Source organism: Bacillus cereus group sp. MG9, assembly GCF_040459995.1.
Taxonomy (GTDB): Bacteria; Bacillota; Bacilli; order Bacillales; family Bacillaceae_G; genus Bacillus_A; species Bacillus_A mycoides.
Window position 1 is genome coordinate 965,779 of record NZ_JARVHC010000001.1, and the last position, 18,549, is coordinate 984,327.

An 18,549-nucleotide genomic window follows, 5' to 3' on the forward strand; every position below is an offset into this window, starting at 1 on the left:
GAAACAGGAGGAGAATTTGCAAATGAATATAACAACTAAGAGCCCTGCAAGTGGCAAAGTTGATACTTCTAATATGAAACATACCCCGATTTTAATTGCATTACTTTTAGGGGCAATGGTTGCATTATTAAACGAAACATTACTTGGTAATGCGTTAACTGTATTAATGAAAGAATTTGACGTAACAGCTTCAACTATTCAATGGCTTTCTACAGCTTACATGTTGGTGGTAGGGGTTTTAGTCCCGATTACAGCGTTACTTCAGCAATGGCTCACAACGAGACAAATGTTTTTGATCGCTATGGTAACGTTTTTAGTCGGTACATTAATTGCGGGATTTGCACCGACATTTTCCGTTTTATTAGTCGGCCGTATCGTCCAAGCAGTAGCGACGGGGTTAATTTCACCGTTATTAATGAATACGATTTTAATTATTTGTCCACCTGAAAAGCGCGGTGCCACGATGGGATTAATCGCACTTGTGATGATGGCAGCTCCAGCAATTGGTCCTACATTATCTGGAGTAATCGTTGATTCATTAAATTGGCGCTGGTTATTCTACATTGTTATTCCTATCGTGATCATTTCAATTGTAATTGGAATGAAATACATTAAAAATGTTACAGAGTTAACAAGACCGAAAGTAGATTATCCCTCTATCCTTTTATCGACATTAGGATTTGGCGGGCTTGTGTATAGCTTTAGTGCATCAGGTGATTTAGGGTGGCCCGATCCGAAAGTGTATGGCGCCTTAATTGTTGGGCTTATATCACTATGTATTTTTGTAGTGCGACAATTAAAAATCGAGAATCCAATTTTAGAATTACGTGCATTTAAAGTTCCGATGTTTACAATATCAGTTGGATTAATCGTCATTGTTATGATGTCGTTATTTTCAACGATGACTTTATTACCGATGTTCCTGCAAACAGTTTTACTCGTTACAGCATTTAAATCAGGACTAATAATGCTTCCAGGAAGTATTATTAGCGCCATAATGGGACCAATCGCAGGTAAACTATTTGATAAATTTAGCCCGAAAGTTGTTATCGTTACCGGTATTGTGTTAGTAGGTATTGCAATGTTCTTATTTAAAGGCATTACTCCTGATACATCAATGGTACAAATTATTATTATGCATAGCGTATTAATGGTTGGACTCATGTTCGTAATGACAGCACAAACATACGGTTTAAATCAATTAACACCAGATCTATATCCGCACGGAACAGCGCTGTTTAATACGTTACAGCAAGTAGCTGGTGCAATTGGTACGGCTATCTTTATTTCGAAAATGTCTTCAGGAACAACTAAGTATATGGAAAGCTCAGCAAATCCAATGGATCCAGTAGAGAAGTTAAATGGTTTAACATCTGGATTCCAAGGTGCATTTACACTAGGGTTAATCTTTATCATTATTGCTTTTATCGTATCGTTGTTCTTAAAAGAAGAGAAAAAGGAAGTAAAGGCAGCGAGGGTTTTACAGAACGAAAATTAAGGTTCATATTAAAAAGACATCTTTACAAGATAAAGATGTCTTTTTACATTTCTTTCGTAACATCATACCGCAACAATTGCCCCTGATCATAAAACTTCTCAAAAACGATGCCCATTACATAGAAGAACAACAGACCGAAGCAAATGTGAATGAGCGTAAAGGTAGCTCCGAATGAAGAAAATTCATACACCATAATCGGTAATTTCGCAGTTGTCCAAACACCTAAGAAAAATACGATGTACCTAATGCTGGCGCCTTTTTTTAATAGTAGTGCTGCAATCGGAAAGGCAACATAGAGGGGACCAGCTGCAATTCCGCCTAATAATAGAGAGAATAATATTCCATATATGCCGGACTTTTCTCCCATGTATTTCATTAGTGTTTCTTTCTTCACCCACTGATCAAGTAACCCTACAAATATTAGGACAGGGGGGAGTAGAAACAACATATCTAAAATGCTATTCCCCGTTAATTGTAATGCGCTCCATCCTAAAGATTGGTTTATAAAAGTTAGTACGAGGAGCCCAAACAGTAATATGAAAAAGAAGCGATATCTTTTTAGTTCATTCATACCATCACCACCCAAATGATATATGAGAATAGGAGTGACATGAGTAATGCAGATGCATTACGAGCGTAAGCAAAGCTTCGTCCGAATATCTTTTGTTCCATCGGCAAGGTTGTAATTCCTACTGACATTAGTGTAGACATGAGTGCCGCAACTTGAGGAAGACCTGCGCCGTGCTGTACTAACGTATTACCAAGAGGAAACACGACAAAGCTTGGGATAAGTGCCACAGATCCGAGTATTGCAGAATAAATAATACCTAACAATCCGGACTGTTCTCCAATGATGGAAGAGATGAAGGACGGCGTTAAGATAGAAAGTGATAGTCCAACGAAAAGCATAATGGAGAGCATGGCAGGGAGGAGGTTTCGAAATATTTTCCATGATTTTAATAGGGCAGCTTTCGTTTTATTCCGATCTTTCATAAAAGAAATCCCCGTAAGAATAATGGCTAAAGTGTAAAGAATAACACCATTAATCATGATTAGATTCCTTTAAGTCTTTATATTTGTCTAAGAAAAATGATAAGTTTTTCATTTTTTCCTCAATATCCATTTGAAAATCCGCTAATTGTTCTTTTCCGGCTATAGTAATTTTGTACATCTTTCTCGGCTTATCTGGAACGGATGTACTTACATAAGATTCAATAGCGCCTTCGTTTTCTAATTTCTTCAGCGTGCGGTAAAGGATGGCACTATCAATTGGATTGACCGGAAGTTCTTCTTCACATTTCTGAAGTAGCTGCCCGCCATAGTTATCGCCTTCTGCTAAAAATAACAAAAGAAATGCACCTGTATGTCTTCCTGTATGCTTCATGAATATACCTCCTAGAATATATACTGTTAATGACAGTATACTGTTGTTAACAGTATATGGTGCATGAAGTGCTATGTCAATTTGAAAATGTTACTGAGGGGAAATGGCAATTCATGTTTTAATCTTGTTAAATAACAAAATAAAAGCCTACTGTTTTCTTGTGACAGTGGCTTTCATAGTTGGTAAACTACTATATTACGCTTAGGGAATCTCACCTTTTGATAGTAACACATATATGTTAGCCCTATATTGAGAAATAAAAAAAAGACACTCTCAAGAGTGCCTCTTATTAGCAGCCGAATCCGCCGCCCCAACAGCTAGCTCCAACGATGATTAATAAGATAAAGAGCACAACAAGTAAGGCGAATCCACCGCCAAAACCACAGCCTCCACCACAACTACCACCATAGCCTCCACAACTACCACCATAGCCCATATTAACTCCTCCTTCCATAAAGTCCATATATTAATGGATTTATATCACTTTATGTTTTTACGGATAAACTTGAGCAGGTCCTTTTGAAAAAATAAAAGTACTCGGTATTTTAAAAGAGTTGACGAACTTATTTTTGTCACGAGTATTCCGCTTATTACATATGGTATTTTATTCTGTGCATTGGGGGAAAGGAGATCGTTATGGCTAATTCTGAGATGATATTACGTTTACTTACGGATTTAAAGATTGAGCAGCAAGCTTTAAAAGAACAGCTGGAGAAAATGCAAACAGCTTTGAGTATTCTTGAAGAAAAACCAACTATTCTTGAAGAGAAATCAACTACTCTTCAAGAGAAACCAGTTGTTACAAAGCAACGTGGACATTCTGGGTTTCCAACATCTTTTCGTGATTGGAGAGCATCTTCTCAAAAGAACTAAGGAATCCTGTTATAGTGAGTTATACAAAATCACAAATGAAAAAGTACAGTCTACTGTAGTTAATACAGAGGCTGTACTTTTTTTTATGTTAGTATAAGTTGTGATAGGTGGTTTATATTTTCTTTGACTATTCCACCTTTAACTCGATCCCTTTATCCAGCATATCTCCATTAATTTTCAAAGTTAATCCTTGTGTGTTTTTCGGTACATCGAATACAATTTTCCCTTCCGAATTTTCATTAGGATTAAGAACACCAAATTTAAATGTAGAGGTATTTGCAGCTTTAAGTACTAATTGAGACTCATTAGAAATGTAATATTCTCTTCCTAGTCCGTCAATTAATTTAAAGTTGTTACTATGTAGTGTAATGGGTTCCTTTTGGCTATTATAAACTGAGACGTCTAATACTTTAAATACACCTTGTGCTGTAACCTCTCCACTACCTATAGCATCTAATGACTCTGCATAGGGTATTGATATGTATACATCAGAAGAAACTCCCTGAGTGGAAAGCTTTTCTTGCGAATCCTTGTTACTAAGTTCAGTATTCTTTGTTTCTTTAGGCGCCTTATGCTCGTTTTTCGTGTTATTACTAGATGTATCATGTGAACTGCAAGCTGATAATCCAAATAAGAATGTGCTACATAATAATGATGTTAATAACTTATTGTTCATAGTTTGTTCCTCCAAAATAAAAGTACTTTCATGGGTGCCATAATGATTTAATAAATCTATATTTTTCTTTATATGTATTAAATGTTGCATTTGATTATATTGGTTTTGGGATAAAAAGGAAACTTGATGCAAATAAACAAGACACTTTGCAGTGTCTTGTTTATTTAAGTTATGCGCATTACTTAATAAGACGTTAGTTTCTCATCCTGAACATGAGTAACTATGTAGGATGGTTTAATTATAACATTTTAACCAGTAATGGGTCTATATGGAATTCTCAATAGTTGTTTTTAATTATTCAGAATGATACATGTGGTGAAAGGTATATATTATCTATAATAATTGTATATATAACTAGCCTTGTAATGAGTTTCTACTATATTTGAAATTGAAATATAAATGAAAAGAAAAGCACAAAGAAGGGGCTGTGGAATATGGGCGCTTGGGGAACTGGATTATTTGTATGTCACACTAAAGACCGAAAGTGATGAAGAGCTTTTTATTACAAAGAAAAGACACCCATATAAGAGTGTCTTTTCCGATAGTTTTTTAGCAGAAGCAAGAAGCTCCAACAATGATTAATAAAATAAACAATACAACTAGTAAAGCAAAGCCGCCGCCACAACTACTACAACTACCACCAAATCCCATAATAGTTCCTCCTTTAATAAGAGGGGAAAACAAGGGGTCACTCATGTATTTTAACGGATTCAATTTACTTTATGTTTTTTACGCAATAATTGAGCAGGTCCTTTTGAAAATAAAGAAAAGACACCCTAAGGTGCCTTTCTCCGACTTGAACCATCTTAATTTTAATAATATTGGACTCCCGTCCAAATATTATTTTACCATGTTAAGTTGTTTTTGGAAATATGCCATATCGATAATTACAATACACGTTTTAGTTTTTAAATTATTTATCTTTCTAAAAGTTGAAATTAATAAGAACCCCATAAATGATAAACCATTCCACTAACAAAAAACACTAATCCTAAAAACAAAACAATTAAAGCAAGTACTCCATTTTGATTATGTTCCATAAAATTAGCTCCTTTTAGATTTATTTTTATCCCGCTATTTGTGGGCAGTAAAACTCCCACCTCAAAATTCAGCTGGAGCAAAGAAGTTAGGTGGGAGCCCTGCTGCCCGTAAAAACCTGATTGGTGAAGGCTAATACTCAGTGGGGGGATGAACAAAACCCCCCACTGAGTAAAGTTTCACTTTATATACAAAAAAGCCTTTAGTCGTAATTATGGCTAAAGGCTTTGATCATTATACTTTTTAGTTTATAAAATTTGAAACTGAAAATGTACTAGCTTGATAATGAAGCTTGGCTATTAGAATTGAAAAATTTTAGTTTTATTATAATTAACAGAAATGAGAGTAGTGTGAAAATGAATCCGCTCCAAATAAGCTGGTGAATACCTAAGTTTGAAATGAACCAGCCTCCAATAGTTGTTCCTAAAGTAATTCCGAGATTTGAGAATGAAACGAATAGGCTATTACCAAATTCAGGCGCTTCTTTTGCTTCGCTTATTAACCATGTTTGACCAACAATTAATCCACCAGCATGTACGATTCCCCAAATGAATACGATAAAAATCATTGGAACAAGGTAGGAACCTAAATAATAAACCAATATGTAAACAATAGAATATAGGATAGGGAATAATATTACTGTATTTACTATACTTTTTTGCAGGAGACTACCAAATAAATGATTGCCTAAAATCATAACTATGCCAAATATGAATAGCATGATACTGATGAGAGATCCATTCATGGAAGTTACTTTTGCAAGGTACTCGGCGAAGTAGCTGTATACGGAAAACATGGCTGCAAAAAGGAATGTGACGGTTAAAATATTTAACCATAATCCTGGTTTGCCGAGTATACGAATTTGTTTGCCGAAAGACATTTTTTCTGTAACAGGCATAGAAGGAAGTAGGATTAGTATTCCAATGAATGCAAGAGTGTTAACAAGTGCTCCGAATAAGAAAGCAATTTCGAGTGAAAATTGGTCTGCAAGGTAAGAGGTTAGTGGTACACCTAAAGCAAAGCCAACAGTAATTCCCATGAAAACTTTTGTAACCGCTTGACCGCTCTTTTCTGGAGGGACAAGTTTAGCAGCTGTTACAAGAGCAATTGAAAAGAAGAGTGGGTGAAGTGCTGCCGGTAAAATACGAAAAATAAGCATGATTTCAAATTGTGTTGTATAAGCGTAGATTATATTTGAAATAACAAATGCAAAAATTGCTGTTAATAAAATTATTTTGCGATTAATACTAGAGACGAGCAGAATTAAAAACGGACCAGAAATAGCAACAACTAGTGCAAATATACTTACTAAAAATCCAGCTTGTGTAGTTGAAATTCCAAATTTTTGAGTGATTTGTGGTAATACGCCGACAATACCCATCTCGGTAGTAATAATTCCGAACACACCTATTGCGAGTGTCAGAATAAGTAAAGGATTTACTTTTTTCATTTATAAAACTCTCCATTCGTATCGGTATTTTGAAAGTAAATTCATTAACAAAGAAGCATTATTACAAGTATGATTGGATGCCAATATTATCAGGACTATGTAATTTTAAATACAATAACAGATATCTAAATAACTAGATATGATATATTAAAAAATTTTCTCCTTTCTATGTTTCTTGCTTTTATAGGTAGTGCAATCTTATAAAAAAGTAATTGGATACCTGTAAAAAAGCAGAATGTGTGAAAGCTAATAATCAATTGATATGTAGATTGATTATTAGCTTTCATTTTATAATTCGTTTTGAACGTATTCAGAAAACTCTCGTATTGTTTTTTCATTTCGACGATAGTATGTCCATTTTCCAATTCGGTCAGAGTCTAGTAGTCCTGCTTTTTTCATAGTTAATAAATAACTAGAAATAACCGATTGGGCTAAGCCAGTTTTAAGCTGGATATCTCCTACGCACACTCCAACTTGAAAGTTAAGGTCTTGCTCTAGATAAGGTTTTTCATCGAAATAGTTTTCTGGATTTTTCAACCATGATAAAATTTGACATCTTGTTTCATTTGACAATGCTTTATAAATTAATAAAGGTTCCATAAGGATATTATATCTACTTTTATAGATTTGTAAATGGGTTTTGGTTATTTTAGGGGAGAAGGTATACGTGATCCTTTTAAATGTGAATGGGGTGCTTTAGCCATGGGGCTTTCTTTCTGGATGTGAATTTATAAAAAGTTGCACCGTCATATTGCTTTAGAATATGATTGGTTAAAGAGTAGGTGATGAGTACATGCAGGAAACAAAACAATTCCCGCTTATATCTGGAAATCTCTCATTAGATTTAGTGAATACAGAGTTAGTTAGGCGTGGACAACGTTATGATTTATTAATAACAGATGAAGATGTATTAGAATGGCTACATGTAGTAAAGGAGAATATTCCTTTTGACAATGAAATGGTGCTCCAAGAGCGCATGAATCAAGTTACATCTAGCATATTAGAAATAAGAGAGGTACTGAGAAAACAGTTCGAAGCAATTGCTGATCAGCACGAAATTTCTAATGATTTTATTGTGTATTTAGAAAAACAAATTGAGAAGGCGCCATTTACATATAAAGTCATTGAACAGCGTCTCGTACCCATCCCAGTTGGAGAAATTGAGGATGTTCTCGTATCGTTAATTGCATTTGATACTTTAACGTTAATAGCAGAGAATAAGCTTATTTCTCTTAAAAGATGTTCAAACCCTGATTGTGTTTTATTATTTATAGATAAAAGTGGAAAACGAAAATGGTGTTCTATGAAAATATGTGGAAACCGGAAAAAGGTGGCAAAATTTCAGGATCGAAAATCTGAAGAGGTTTAGGGAATCAACTTATAACAGTTGATCCTTTTTTTTTTTTTTTGACCTTTAAACTAACCCCTAAAATTGATATTTACAGGTTAGTTAATTCGGGTTATAATTGTAGGTAAATAAAGTGAAACTTTAATTAGTGGGGTGTCCATCCCCGCGAATAGCGGGATAAAGGAGGAAACGATGGATAATATAACAGCAGCTAAGCAGAAAGAGGCTCAGCCAATAAGTGTACGATATTTTTCAAAAATGAAAGGGAAAGGGAGAAGTCCATTACAAGTAAATATAAAGGATTCTTTAACGGGACTACTGGGGGGATTTTTAACAATTCTCACCTTAACATATTTAACGAGTATAACCTCTACAGAATTGCTAATGGCTCCATTTGGAGCGAGTTGTGTATTAGCGTTTGGAGTTTGGAATGCACCGCTATCTCAGCCGCGTAATATTATTGGAGGACATTTAATTTCAACTTTCATTGGTCTATCAATATATCATTTGTTTGGGAATGAATATTGGACAATTGCTTTAGCAGTGGGGATGGTAATAGCCGTTATGATGTTAACGAGAACAACGCATCCTCCGGCAGGGGCCGATCCAATTATCGTTATTTTAGGGGCAAACAGTTGGAGTTATTTAGTAACACCAGTTTTAGTTGGTTCCGTGGTTATTGTGGTTATTGCTTTATTCATTAATAATATGAGTAGTAAAAGAAGCTATCCAACTTTTTGGATATAATTTGTAAAGTGAAAGACAATTTAAGTGAGTATTCTATTTTTACTATGTTTTATTTTTTATATAGAAAAAGCCTTAGTTGTAATTATGGCTAAAGGCTTGGGTTCGCATCCTTTTTAATTGATAAAGAAAAGACACCCATATAAGAGTGTCTTTTTTATTGGAGTTATGCGCATTGCTTAATAAGACGCTAGTTTCTCAGTCTGACTATGAGTAACTATGTAGGGTGATTTAATTATAACATTTTAACCAAAAATGGGTCTATATGGAATTTGAAAAAACTAAATATTATGCCTTTGTTTTCCCTTGTAAAAAAATGTTCAATAATTCGTTGTTGCAACCGCTTACTTGTTGTGTATAATAAAGGTAAGTTAATAAGTAAAAGGATTGTTACTGTTCGGCAGGCAAAACCTAAATTGATCTAGAGGCTACGTGTGTAGTGTGGCTTTTGGAATCAGTTTAGGTTTTTTTATTACCCTTTGTGACTTTAGTAGAAAAAGAAGGCGGAACAATATGAGAATCCATAAAATCTTAAATAATAATGTTGTTTGTACGATGAAGGATAATGATACAGAAGTTGTACTTATGGGCAGAGGTTTAGGATTTCAGAAAAAAGTAGGCGATACTATTGATGAATCTAAGATAGAAAAGACCTTTGTGCTAGAAACAAAAGAATTATCAGAGAAACTTGCTAGATTGTTAACTGAAATTCCTGTGCAGAATTTAGAAATTACAGAGAGAATTATTCGATTCGCTAAGACAGTTTTGCCGGGGGAGTTAAGTGATTATATTTATCTTACATTAACAGATCACTTAAGTTTCGCCTTAACTAGGCATAAAGAAGGAATGGATCTCAAAAATACTTTGCTTTGGGAAGTTAAGAGATTCTATCAGAAAGAGTTTGAAATCGGTCTACAAGCTTTACATATTATTGAAGAAGAGACTGGGTTTAGACTTTCTGAAGATGAAGCAGGGTCAATTGCACTACATTTCGTTAATGCGCAGCAAGGAGAGCCGGCGATGCAGCAAACGGTGGCGATGACGAAAATCGTCCAAGATATTTTAAATGTTGTTAAGTACCACTATAAGATGAACTTAGATGAAAATTCATTTAATTATAGTCGGTTTGTAACGCATTTACGATATTTTGCTCAACGTTTAATGCAGAAGGAATTAAATTCGGCAGATGATGATTTTTTATATGAGCAAGTGAAAAGTAAGTATCATGAAGCATATTGTTGTACAGAAAAAATTGAAGCATACTTACGAAAAGCGCATAATAGTCATCTTTCAAAAGATGAAAAAGTGTATGTAACGTTGCACATTCATCGTGTAACGAAGCGTAATGAGTTATCTAATTGAATAAATCGGGATTGTTACTGGCTGGCAGGCAAAACCTAAATTGACTTTTAATGGAGTGATTCGTATGTATCACGTCATTAGAGTTAGTTTAGGTTTTTTCTTTTATAAATGATAAATGGGATGATTATAAGGAGGGGAACCTATTATGAAATATGAAAAATTAGCAAAGGATATTTTGAAAAACGTAGGTGGAAAAGAAAATGTACATAGTGTTGTTCACTGTGTGACTCGCTTAAGATTTCAATTAAAGGATGAGGGGAAAGCAAATACGGAAATACTGAAAAGTATGGAAGATATTGTGACTGTTATGAAAAGCGGTGGACAGTATCAAGTTGTTATTGGTAACCATGTATCCGACGTGTATAAAGCGGTTATTGTTGCCGGAGGATTTCAAGAAACAGAAGAGGAAGCTACGAGTGAGAAGAAAAAGAGTAGTCTTATAGATATTCTTTCTAGCATTTTTACTCCTATTTTAGGGGTGTTAGCTGCAACAGGGATGATTAAAGGATTTAATGCACTATTTGTAGCGTTAGGTTGGTTAAGTACTCAGTCAGGGACGTATCAAATATTAAACGCGGTTGGGGATTCGTTATTTTATTTCTTCCCAATCTTCCTAGGATATACAGCAAGTAAGAAATTTGGAGGATCACCATTCATTGGTATGGCAATTGGGGGAGCTTTAGTTTATCCGGCTTTATCAGGTTTAAAAGCAAGCGAGCCATTATATACGCTATTTGCGGGAACGATGTTTGAATCACCAATTCATATTACGTTTTTAGGAATACCAGTTATTTTAATGAATTATGCGTCATCAGTTATTCCAATTATTCTCGCTACTTATTTTGGATCGAAAGTAGAAAGAAATTTAAAGAAAGTAATTCCAGATGTTGTTAAAACATTTGTAGTACCATTTTTCACATTACTTATCGTTGTACCAGTTACATTTCTTGTGATTGGCCCGATTGCGACGTGGGCAGGTCAATTTTTAGGACAGGCTACACTTTGGGTTTATAATTTAAGTCCATTAGTAGCAGGGATAGTACTTGGTGCTTTCTGGCAAGTGCTCGTTATTTTCGGACTTCATTGGGGAATTGTCCCGATTGGCTATAATAATTTAGCAGTGCACGGTATTGATCCTATATTAGCGCTCATATTCGCTACTTCATTTGCTCAAATTGGGGCTGTTCTTGGAGTTTGGATGAAAACGAAAGACCAGAAATTAAAAACACTTAGTATTCCAGCTTTTATTTCGGGTATTTTCGGGGTTACAGAACCAGCGATTTATGGTATTACACTTCCTCTTAAAAAGCCGTTTATTATGAGCTGTATTGCGGGAGGAATTGGCGGCGGAATACTTGGCGTATTCGGTACGCAAGCTTATATGACAGGTGGTCTTGGGATATTTGCGATTCCAACATTTATTAGTCCGAAAGAAGGCATCACGGCTGGATTTTGGGGAGCGATTATTGCGATGGTTGTCTCCTTAATATTAGGTTTTGTTCTTACTTACTTATTTGGTTTTACTAAAAAGAAAGCTTCTACAGAAACAGTTGAAACAATTAATAAAATTGCTGCATCAAACGATGATGAAGTAATCTTTAGTCCTTTTCATGGTGTAGTTAAGCCTCTCGAACATATTGATGATGCTGCATTTGCATCAGGTGCGTTAGGTGAAGGAGTTGCGATTGAGCCTTCAGAAGGAAAGTTGTTTTCACCAGTATCAGGTACGATTTCTGCGCTTTTCCCGACGAATCATGCAGTAGGAATTACGGCGGATTCAGGCGCTGAAATTTTAATCCATATTGGGATGGATACTGTGAAACTAAATGGCGAATTTTTCTCTTCTCATATTGAACAAGGAGCGAGAGTAGAAAAAGGGCAATTACTTATTGAGTTTAATATATTTGAAATTCAAAAGGCGGGTTATATTGTGACAACACCAGTTGTTGTTACAAATTATGATAAATATAGCATTAAAAAAACGGAAGTAGAAAAGATTCAAGCAGGAGATTCATTACTAGAGTTAGCAGTTAAATAGTAGTTACATTTCATACAGGTTCAAACGAAGAAAGGTATTCTTTAAAAATTGTAATGCCTTTCCTCGTTAATTCTTATATAAAGGAGTTTTTCTATATGTCTAAAGTTATTTTTCCTAAAGGATTTTTATGGGGCGGCGCGATTGCTGCCAATCAAGCTGAAGGAGCATATTTAGAAGATGGAAAAGGATTGACGATAGTTGATCTATTGCCAACTGGTGAAAATCGTTGGGATATTATGAAAGGGAATATTCATTCATTTACACCGGTAGAAGGGGAGTTTTATCCATCACACGAAGCAATTGATTTTTATCATCGTTATAAAGAAGATATTGCTCTGTTTGCAGAAATGGGATTTAAAGCGTTACGCGTATCTATTGCTTGGACACGTATTTTCCCAAATGGTAATGATGAAAAACCACATGAAGCAGGATTACAGTTTTATGATAACGTATTTGATGAACTGTTAAAGCATGGAATTGAACCAGTCGTTACGATGGCGCACTTTGATGTTCCTGTTCATTTAGTAGAAAAGTATGGAAGCTGGAGAAGTAGAAAGCTTGTAAACTTCTTTGAGGCGTATGCAAAAACGATTTTTAATAGATATAAAGATAAAGTGAAATATTGGATGACGTTTAACGAAATTAATATGCTTTTACATTTACCTTTCATGGGAGCAGGGTTAGCATTTAAAGAAGGTGAGAATAAAAAACAAATTCAGTATCAAGCAGCGCATCACCAGCTTGTCGCAAGTGCGTTAGCTGTGAAAGCGTGTCATGAAATTATTCCAGATGCAAAAATCGGTTGTATGCTTGCTGCTGGTGCAACGTATCCATATACATGCAATCCGGATGATGTTTTACGCGCGATGGAACAAGACCGTGAATCATTCTTCTTCATTGATGTGCAAGCAAGAGGAGCATATCCTGGGTATGCGAAACGTTTCTTTAAAGACAACAATTTGACGATTGAAATGGAAAAAGACGATGAGTCAATCTTGAGAGATAATACAGTTGATTATATCGGATTTAGCTACTATTCAAGCCGAGCAACAAGTACAGATTCGGAAGTATTAAAAAGCATAACGAGCGGGAATGTATTCGGTTCTGTTGAAAATCCATATCTGGAAAAATCAGAGTGGGGATGGACGATTGATCCGAAAGGCTTCCGTATTACAGCGAACCAACTTTACGATCGTTACCAAAAACCTTTATTTGTTGTTGAAAATGGTCTCGGTGTAATCGATCAATTAAATGGTGAAGACGAAGTGAATGATGAATACCGTATTGATTATTTGCAAAAGCATATGATTGAAATGTCCGAAGCAATCCAAGATGGAGTAGATATTATCGGATATACAAGCTGGGGCCCAATTGACCTTGTAAGTGCCTCTACTGGAGAAATGAAAAAACGCTACGGATATATATACGTTGATAAAGATAATGAAGGAAAAGGCTCATTAAAAAGATCGAAGAAGAACAGTTTCAATTGGTATAAAGAAGTAATTGAGACGAATGGTGAGAGTTTGAAATCTTAAGTATAAAAAGAAGACATCAATTAAGATGTCTTCTTTTTTTCATTGTGAATAAAGTATGGAGCTATATTTTCCTTTACACGAACATAACAGTATAATATAGTTAAGTTAAGTAAACTTAACTATTTAACAAAACGAAATAACAGCATAACTGGAGGAAGAATGCTATGACTAGATCATATAAAGAAGTAATTAATGAAATGAACCGAGCCTATAATGAATTCTACATTTTACTATTTCAGGAGTTGAAAGATGAGTACGGTCTTACAGGACAGCAAGAGAGCATGCTATTTCATATTAATTTAAATGAAAATACGACAGCAAATCACATTGCGACTACTTTTAATATATCGAAAAGTGCTGTGAGCCAAGTGTTATCGAAATTGGAAAAGCAGAAAATGATTTCGAAACAAGTAAACCCTAATAATAAACGGGAGTATTTCCTTACACTTGGTCCAAACGGTAGTAAGTATATAGAGCGGTTGTCTGAGTTAGATGATGTATTAATTGAGAAATACTTTTCTAAAATCAATATAAATGCTTTAGAGCAAATGACGGATACGTTAACGAAAATAAATAAAGTGATATTGGAAGAAAAACAGAAGGATCTTGATTGTAATGAGTAAGAACCTTGATGAAGCAATTAGTAGAAAGGAGGAGAAGCCTGTTATGAGTTACATACCAAATATGATTACGATAGCAAATTTTGTATGTGGGCTTTTGGCTATTTACGCTGTCCTCGTTCACGATATGTATTTGGGGGCAGTTTTTATTATTACAGGTATGTTATTTGATTTTTTTGATGGCATGGTCGCTCGGAAACTTGATTCTGTTTCGGAAATTGGTGGGGAGCTAGATTCATTTGCGGATTTAGTTACCTTTGGTGTGGCACCTTCTATTCTTGCATATAGTATCGCGTTAAAAGATTTGCAGTCTATCGGGATGATATGTGCGCTTGCTTACAGTGTTTGTGGAATGCTGCGGCTTGCGAGATTTAACACGCAGCAAAGCAAACTCCCGACATTTATAGGCATGCCAATTCCATTCGCGGCAATGTGTCTCCTCATTTTATGCCTCATGAATAATCCAGTTTCCGTGGCGTTTGGCACATGCGTACTCGCTTATTTAATGGTGAGCAAAATCAAATTCCCCCATTTTAAAAAAGATATATCGGAAAGTTTGAAGTCCGAAAGATGGGATTGATGATACGGAAATATAACGAGAAAGATAAGGAGCATAACATGATTCGTATGGCATTAAGATCATTTAACATACAAATATATTGTTTGCTAGGCGTGATGTTATTAGGATGGTTGCTCACACCTTTTTCAGCCCAGTTTGTAGGGATAAGCATTGGCCTTTTAGTGAGTATGTACTGCGCCTGGATTTTAGGAAGGCGTATTGAAAAGTTCGGAGATAGCATTGTAAAAAAAGAAAAAGCACCGATGCTTGGAATGATGAATCGGTTTGCAGCTGCAATACTCGGCGCGATTATTATGTATGAAATTGAACATCATGATTTCATGTGGACATTAGCTGCTGGAATTATGGGTGGGTATTTCTTAGTTATTATTAATTTAGGGTATTACAGTATGAGAGATGAGAAGGAATAAAGTGAAACTTTAATCAGCGCACATCAATCGGCGTTTTTAAAAGCGAGGAAAGTAGCTACTTTCCTCGCTTTTGTGTTGTATGAAAAAAATTAAGGGATTGCCATGTGGCAATCCCTTAATTAATATAATTCATTAATCGTTTCTTTCGCGATTTTATTAGAAGCATCTAATTTCATCAAGTACCTTTTCATTCATGCTTACTGTTTTCCTCTTGTCAGAATAAGTATATCTGATTGAGTCAGACTTTAACTGAACAAACGATTCACATGATTATATATACTGTATTGATGAAAATACTACAAGGGTTGCATGTGAAGATTTAAGAAAAATTTAATGTTTACCCCGCTCTTTATTTTAAAAGTTTTTCCTATCCTATAAATGAGTTACATCAAGAAGAAGACTAAAAACGAAAAAGTCATAGATGAAAATGTAAAGTTAGGGGATTCTACATGCATACAGGAGTTTTGATGGGTTATTTGTATACTTATTTTTTTACTATTATTTTTTGTATTGTGTTTCAAATTGGATTTTATTTTAAAGCGAAAAGAACTATATCTATTCGGCATTTTCTATGGGTATATGTTTTTCTGTTCTACCTTTCGCTAGTGTATAAGGTGACGCAAATCGCGACTGTATGGGATATAAGTAGATATGAAACGTGGATTCGTGTAAGTCAAATCAACTTGACTCTATTTGATACTGCAGGTAGTACTACGTATCTTTTGAACATTTTACTGTTTATGCCGTTAGGTTTTTTATTACCGACTATTTGGCCGCATTTTAGAAAACTGAAAAACACCGTATGTGCGGGATTCTTTTTTTCATTGGCAATTGAGTTAAATCAATTACTAAATAATAGAATTACAGATATTGATGATTTATTTACGAACACCCTCGGGGCGATTGTTGGGTATTTATTATATAGAGCTTTATTTAAAATGATATTTAAAAGAGAGGAAGAAAAGCTTGATAACAATTCGTCTCTAGTCATAAAATACGAGGCTATTTTTTGTTTAGTGTGTTCATTTGTAGGTGCGATGTTAATTTATTATCCAGCTTTATTTGGAAGACCTGTAATCCTTCAGTGAGGTGATTATGTCCTTGTATGATAAAATGATTCTAGTTCTCCAAGCTCAAACACGGTAAAATGTGAATGGCGCATCCTCCTTTTCTAACTTAATAGAAACAGTTTATGTATTAAATGATAGGTAGGTGTAAATGTGTTAAGTGTTCAATTATCTCAATACTTACTAAAAGAGTCTCAACCTGCTCTTCATATAGATGGAAAACGAGTGTATATGTTAAATGATGAAGGATTATCACCTTATCCTATCTATTTAAATCACCCTATTATGATGAGTGTTTTAATTATATAAGTTTCGGATCTAAGGAATTAAAGTTAGTTGAGCAACTTTGTGTAGGAGAAGGATTATTTGTATGTCACACTAAAGACCGAAAGTGATAAGGTGCTGTATAAATAACTAATTTGGATGACTTGAATGTATAAACCTAAAAACTTTCCTTTATGGAGAGTTTTTTATTACAAAGAAAAGACACCCATATAAGAGTGTCTTTTCCGATAGTTTGTTTAGCAGAAGCAAGAAGCTCCAACTATGATTAATAAAATAAACAATACTACTAATAAAGCAAAGCCGCCAGAAAATCCACAGCCGCCACAACTACCACCAAATCCCATAATAGTTCCTCCTTTAATAAGAGGGGAAAACAAGGGGTCACTCATGTATTTTAACGGATTCAATTTACTTTATGTTTTTTACGCAATAATTGAGCAGGTCCTTTTGAAAATAAAAAAAAGACACATTAAGGTGCCTTTCTCCGACTGGATAACCGCATTTCGAAACTGGTGGATAACTTGCAAATAGTATGTATGCTTCTATTTATTTACAGATACCTAAGATTTATACATTCTTCATATAAGTCAGTACTTTTGATTACTAAACGTTCAATCATCATAATGTTTAGTTTATTGTTACCAACCACTCGCTCCAACATCCGCCTTCAACCACTTCACCCAATCCAAATCCTCTACCTTAAGTAAACTCAGCGAAACACCTTTCATATCTAAAGAAGTGAGAAGGGTACCAACCTTTACGAACTTCACATGTAAGCCTTCCAGCTCACATAAACGGCGAATATCGTTTGCGAAAATGTATTGTTCCATTAATGGTGTCGCACCGAGTCCGTTAATGAGGATGGCGAAGTTGTCACCTTTTCTCCAGCGATAAATGCTTTTTAGTTTGTTCATAAGTTCAATCGCTAATATTTCAGAAGAGGCTAGTGCTTCTTTGCGGTAACCTTTTTCGCCATGAATACCAACGCCGTAAAAGACTTCATCGTCGTTTAATGTGAATGAAGCTTTTCCTTGTACTGGATCATTTGCAGGTGAAAGGGCGACTCCTAATGTGTGTAAGTTTTGGATGACAGAACGGCCAAGTGCTGTTAGTTCTTCTAAAGAATGACCGCTCTCAGCGGCCACGCCTACTATTTTTTGAATGAAAACAGTACCAGCGACGCCGCGTCTTCTTTTATTAAACGAAGCATCATCTTCAATTGAAACGTCGTCATTTACGATGATGTGGTCAATTTGTCTTCCTTCTTCTTTTGCGATTTGTTCTGCCGCTAAAAAGTTTTCTACGTCATCTTTAAAGTTTTTTATGATGAATAAAATACTTTTATCTTTTGGCATGAGGCGAGTTGCCATTGTAATTTGTTCCACTGTAGGCGGAGTGAAAATGTTGCCGTTTACGGCCGCTGTAAGCATTCCTTTTCCTACATAACTTATATCAGCAGGTTCATGTCCGCTACCACCGCCGCTTATAATCGCGACGTCTTGCTTCAGTTTTTCGATATCTTTTACATAAATGATGTTATGTGTTTCGTCGTAATTTACTTTGTCGTTATGTTCAAAATAAAAGCCATGCATCATATCTTGAACGATATTTTGTACATCATTCATAATCTTTTTCATTGCT

Annotated in this window: 22 protein-coding genes; 12 read left to right on the top strand and 10 right to left on the bottom strand. The window is 35.1% G+C overall.

Annotated elements, in window-relative coordinates; genetic code table 11:
- Nucleotides 1-22: 22 nt before the first annotated feature.
- The gene (locus QCI77_RS04865) at nucleotides 23-1,498 is read left to right on the top strand and encodes an MDR family MFS transporter (protein WP_353824587.1); all 1,476 of its coding nucleotides are present in this window, start codon (nucleotides 23-25) and stop codon (nucleotides 1,496-1,498) included.
- 43 nt (nucleotides 1,499-1,541) lie between these two features.
- On the opposite strand, the gene QCI77_RS04870 is transcribed toward QCI77_RS04865, so the two are convergent.
- The 4 genes from QCI77_RS04870 to QCI77_RS04885 form a co-directional block, all read right to left on the bottom strand.
- Nucleotides 1,542-2,069, bottom strand: coding sequence for a permease (locus QCI77_RS04870; protein WP_353824589.1), 528 nt, complete (start codon nucleotides 2,067-2,069; stop codon nucleotides 1,542-1,544).
- Nucleotides 2,066-2,548 carry a hypothetical protein gene (locus QCI77_RS04875; protein ID WP_002087270.1) on the bottom strand — a complete coding sequence of 161 codons (483 nt, stop codon included), beginning with the start codon at nucleotides 2,546-2,548 and terminating at the stop codon, nucleotides 2,066-2,068. The genes QCI77_RS04870 and QCI77_RS04875 overlap by 4 nt, the downstream gene beginning before the upstream one ends.
- Nucleotides 2,541-2,882 (bottom strand): PadR family transcriptional regulator, encoded by a 342-nt coding sequence (locus QCI77_RS04880; protein WP_002087269.1) that lies wholly within the window; start codon nucleotides 2,880-2,882, stop codon nucleotides 2,541-2,543. The genes QCI77_RS04875 and QCI77_RS04880 overlap by 8 nt, the downstream gene beginning before the upstream one ends.
- 289 nt (nucleotides 2,883-3,171) lie before the next feature.
- The gene (locus tag QCI77_RS04885) at nucleotides 3,172-3,318 is read right to left on the bottom strand and encodes a YjcZ family sporulation protein (RefSeq protein ID WP_000540380.1); all 147 of its coding nucleotides are present in this window, start codon (nucleotides 3,316-3,318) and stop codon (nucleotides 3,172-3,174) included.
- Between the two features lie 200 nt (nucleotides 3,319-3,518).
- Between QCI77_RS04885 and QCI77_RS04890 the strand changes: the two genes are divergently transcribed.
- Nucleotides 3,519-3,755 (top strand): hypothetical protein, encoded by a 237-nt coding sequence (locus QCI77_RS04890; RefSeq protein ID WP_002087264.1) that lies wholly within the window; start codon nucleotides 3,519-3,521, stop codon nucleotides 3,753-3,755.
- Between the two features lie 127 nt (nucleotides 3,756-3,882).
- Here QCI77_RS04890 and QCI77_RS04895 read toward each other — a convergent pair whose 3' ends face one another.
- The 4 genes from QCI77_RS04895 to QCI77_RS04910 form a co-directional block, all read right to left on the bottom strand.
- Entirely contained in the window at nucleotides 3,883-4,431 is a 549-nt protein-coding gene (locus QCI77_RS04895; protein ID WP_353824590.1) for a DUF4352 domain-containing protein, read from the bottom strand.
- 549 nt (nucleotides 4,432-4,980) lie between these two features.
- A complete protein-coding gene (locus tag QCI77_RS04900; RefSeq protein WP_000505688.1) occupies nucleotides 4,981-5,082 on the bottom strand; it encodes a YjcZ family sporulation protein in 102 nt (33 codons plus the stop codon).
- A 661-nt stretch (nucleotides 5,083-5,743) separates the two neighbouring features.
- On the bottom strand, nucleotides 5,744-6,919 hold the full coding sequence (locus tag QCI77_RS04905; protein ID WP_353824591.1) for an MFS transporter: 1,176 nt from the start codon (nucleotides 6,917-6,919) through the stop codon (nucleotides 5,744-5,746).
- Between the two features lie 288 nt (nucleotides 6,920-7,207).
- The gene (locus tag QCI77_RS04910; RefSeq protein ID WP_113769034.1) at nucleotides 7,208-7,519 is read right to left on the bottom strand and encodes an ArsR/SmtB family transcription factor; all 312 of its coding nucleotides are present in this window, start codon (nucleotides 7,517-7,519) and stop codon (nucleotides 7,208-7,210) included.
- Nucleotides 7,520-7,712: 193 nt separating this feature from the next.
- Between QCI77_RS04910 and QCI77_RS04915 the strand changes: the two genes are divergently transcribed.
- The 10 genes from QCI77_RS04915 to QCI77_RS04960 all read left to right on the top strand — a co-directional run bounded on the left by QCI77_RS04915 (nucleotide 7,713) and on the right by QCI77_RS04960 (nucleotide 16,932).
- Nucleotides 7,713-8,288, top strand: coding sequence for a CGNR zinc finger domain-containing protein (locus tag QCI77_RS04915; protein ID WP_353824592.1), 576 nt, complete (start codon nucleotides 7,713-7,715; stop codon nucleotides 8,286-8,288).
- A gap of 171 nt (nucleotides 8,289-8,459) precedes the next feature.
- Entirely contained in the window at nucleotides 8,460-9,014 is a 555-nt protein-coding gene (locus tag QCI77_RS04920; protein WP_353824593.1) for an HPP family protein, read from the top strand.
- A gap of 510 nt (nucleotides 9,015-9,524) precedes the next feature.
- A complete protein-coding gene (gene licT / locus QCI77_RS04925; protein ID WP_289403210.1) occupies nucleotides 9,525-10,373 on the top strand; it encodes a BglG family transcription antiterminator LicT in 849 nt (282 codons plus the stop codon).
- Nucleotides 10,374-10,518: 145 nt separating this feature from the next.
- Nucleotides 10,519-12,411 (top strand): beta-glucoside-specific PTS transporter subunit IIABC, encoded by a 1,893-nt coding sequence (locus QCI77_RS04930; RefSeq protein ID WP_088031146.1) that lies wholly within the window; start codon nucleotides 10,519-10,521, stop codon nucleotides 12,409-12,411.
- Between the two features lie 95 nt (nucleotides 12,412-12,506).
- Nucleotides 12,507-13,946, top strand: coding sequence for a 6-phospho-beta-glucosidase (locus tag QCI77_RS04935; protein ID WP_353824594.1), 1,440 nt, complete (start codon nucleotides 12,507-12,509; stop codon nucleotides 13,944-13,946).
- 164 nt (nucleotides 13,947-14,110) lie between these two features.
- Nucleotides 14,111-14,569, top strand: coding sequence for a MarR family winged helix-turn-helix transcriptional regulator (locus QCI77_RS04940; protein ID WP_353824595.1), 459 nt, complete (start codon nucleotides 14,111-14,113; stop codon nucleotides 14,567-14,569).
- On the top strand, nucleotides 14,562-15,146 hold the full coding sequence (pssA, locus tag QCI77_RS04945) for a CDP-diacylglycerol--serine O-phosphatidyltransferase (RefSeq protein ID WP_033708850.1): 585 nt from the start codon (nucleotides 14,562-14,564) through the stop codon (nucleotides 15,144-15,146). Before QCI77_RS04940 ends, pssA begins: the two co-directional genes overlap by 8 nt.
- A gap of 38 nt (nucleotides 15,147-15,184) precedes the next feature.
- Nucleotides 15,185-15,556, top strand: a complete 372-nt coding sequence (locus QCI77_RS04950) for an ATP synthase subunit I (protein ID WP_353825757.1) — start codon at nucleotides 15,185-15,187, stop codon at nucleotides 15,554-15,556.
- A 449-nt stretch (nucleotides 15,557-16,005) separates the two neighbouring features.
- Nucleotides 16,006-16,644, top strand: coding sequence for a VanZ family protein (locus tag QCI77_RS04955; protein WP_353824596.1), 639 nt, complete (start codon nucleotides 16,006-16,008; stop codon nucleotides 16,642-16,644).
- A gap of 132 nt (nucleotides 16,645-16,776) precedes the next feature.
- Nucleotides 16,777-16,932 carry a hypothetical protein gene (locus QCI77_RS04960; RefSeq protein WP_353825804.1) on the top strand — a complete coding sequence of 52 codons (156 nt, stop codon included), beginning with the start codon at nucleotides 16,777-16,779 and terminating at the stop codon, nucleotides 16,930-16,932.
- Nucleotides 16,933-17,144: 212 nt separating this feature from the next.
- Here the strand turns inward: QCI77_RS04960 and QCI77_RS04965 are convergent, their stop codons facing one another.
- Both QCI77_RS04965 and dhaQ read right to left on the bottom strand, forming a co-directional pair.
- Nucleotides 17,145-17,252, bottom strand: a complete 108-nt coding sequence (locus QCI77_RS04965; RefSeq protein WP_000505673.1) for a YjcZ family sporulation protein — start codon at nucleotides 17,250-17,252, stop codon at nucleotides 17,145-17,147.
- A gap of 294 nt (nucleotides 17,253-17,546) precedes the next feature.
- On the bottom strand, nucleotides 17,547-18,545 hold the full coding sequence (gene dhaQ, locus QCI77_RS04970; protein WP_353824597.1) for a DhaKLM operon coactivator DhaQ: 999 nt from the start codon (nucleotides 18,543-18,545) through the stop codon (nucleotides 17,547-17,549).
- Between the last annotated feature and the right edge of the window lie 4 nt (nucleotides 18,546-18,549).

Bases quoted from the DNA above. Each gene is read 5' to 3' on its own strand.
- licT (WP_289403210.1), top strand. From the start codon at position 9,525: ATGAGAATCCATAAAATCTTAAATAATAATGTTGTTTGTACGATGAAG.
- QCI77_RS04890 (WP_002087264.1), top strand. From the start codon at position 3,519: ATGGCTAATTCTGAGATGATATTACGTTTACTTACGGATTTAAAGATT.
- QCI77_RS04910 (WP_113769034.1), bottom strand. From the start codon at position 7,519: ATGGAACCTTTATTAATTTATAAAGCATTGTCAAATGAAACAAGATGT.
- QCI77_RS04870 (WP_353824589.1), bottom strand. From the start codon at position 2,069: ATGAATGAACTAAAAAGATATCGCTTCTTTTTCATATTACTGTTTGGG.
- QCI77_RS04935 (WP_353824594.1), top strand. From the start codon at position 12,507: ATGTCTAAAGTTATTTTTCCTAAAGGATTTTTATGGGGCGGCGCGATT.
- QCI77_RS04900 (WP_000505688.1), bottom strand. From the start codon at position 5,082: ATGGGATTTGGTGGTAGTTGTAGTAGTTGTGGCGGCGGCTTTGCTTTA.
- QCI77_RS04955 (WP_353824596.1), top strand. From the start codon at position 16,006: ATGCATACAGGAGTTTTGATGGGTTATTTGTATACTTATTTTTTTACT.
- QCI77_RS04895 (WP_353824590.1), bottom strand. From the start codon at position 4,431: ATGAACAATAAGTTATTAACATCATTATTATGTAGCACATTCTTATTT.
- QCI77_RS04865 (WP_353824587.1), top strand. From the start codon at position 23: ATGAATATAACAACTAAGAGCCCTGCAAGTGGCAAAGTTGATACTTCT.
- QCI77_RS04915 (WP_353824592.1), top strand. From the start codon at position 7,713: ATGCAGGAAACAAAACAATTCCCGCTTATATCTGGAAATCTCTCATTA.
- QCI77_RS04965 (WP_000505673.1), bottom strand. From the start codon at position 17,252: ATGGGATTTGGTGGTAGTTGTGGCGGCTGTGGATTTTCTGGCGGCTTT.
- QCI77_RS04930 (WP_088031146.1), top strand. From the start codon at position 10,519: ATGAAATATGAAAAATTAGCAAAGGATATTTTGAAAAACGTAGGTGGA.
- pssA (WP_033708850.1), top strand. From the start codon at position 14,562: ATGAGTAAGAACCTTGATGAAGCAATTAGTAGAAAGGAGGAGAAGCCT.
- QCI77_RS04950 (WP_353825757.1), top strand. From the start codon at position 15,185: ATGATTCGTATGGCATTAAGATCATTTAACATACAAATATATTGTTTG.
- QCI77_RS04905 (WP_353824591.1), bottom strand. From the start codon at position 6,919: ATGAAAAAAGTAAATCCTTTACTTATTCTGACACTCGCAATAGGTGTG.
- QCI77_RS04875 (WP_002087270.1), bottom strand. From the start codon at position 2,548: ATGATTAATGGTGTTATTCTTTACACTTTAGCCATTATTCTTACGGGG.
- QCI77_RS04885 (WP_000540380.1), bottom strand. From the start codon at position 3,318: ATGGGCTATGGTGGTAGTTGTGGAGGCTATGGTGGTAGTTGTGGTGGA.
- dhaQ (WP_353824597.1), bottom strand. From the start codon at position 18,545: ATGAAAAAGATTATGAATGATGTACAAAATATCGTTCAAGATATGATG.
- QCI77_RS04940 (WP_353824595.1), top strand. From the start codon at position 14,111: ATGACTAGATCATATAAAGAAGTAATTAATGAAATGAACCGAGCCTAT.
- QCI77_RS04880 (WP_002087269.1), bottom strand. From the start codon at position 2,882: ATGAAGCATACAGGAAGACATACAGGTGCATTTCTTTTGTTATTTTTA.
- QCI77_RS04920 (WP_353824593.1), top strand. From the start codon at position 8,460: ATGGATAATATAACAGCAGCTAAGCAGAAAGAGGCTCAGCCAATAAGT.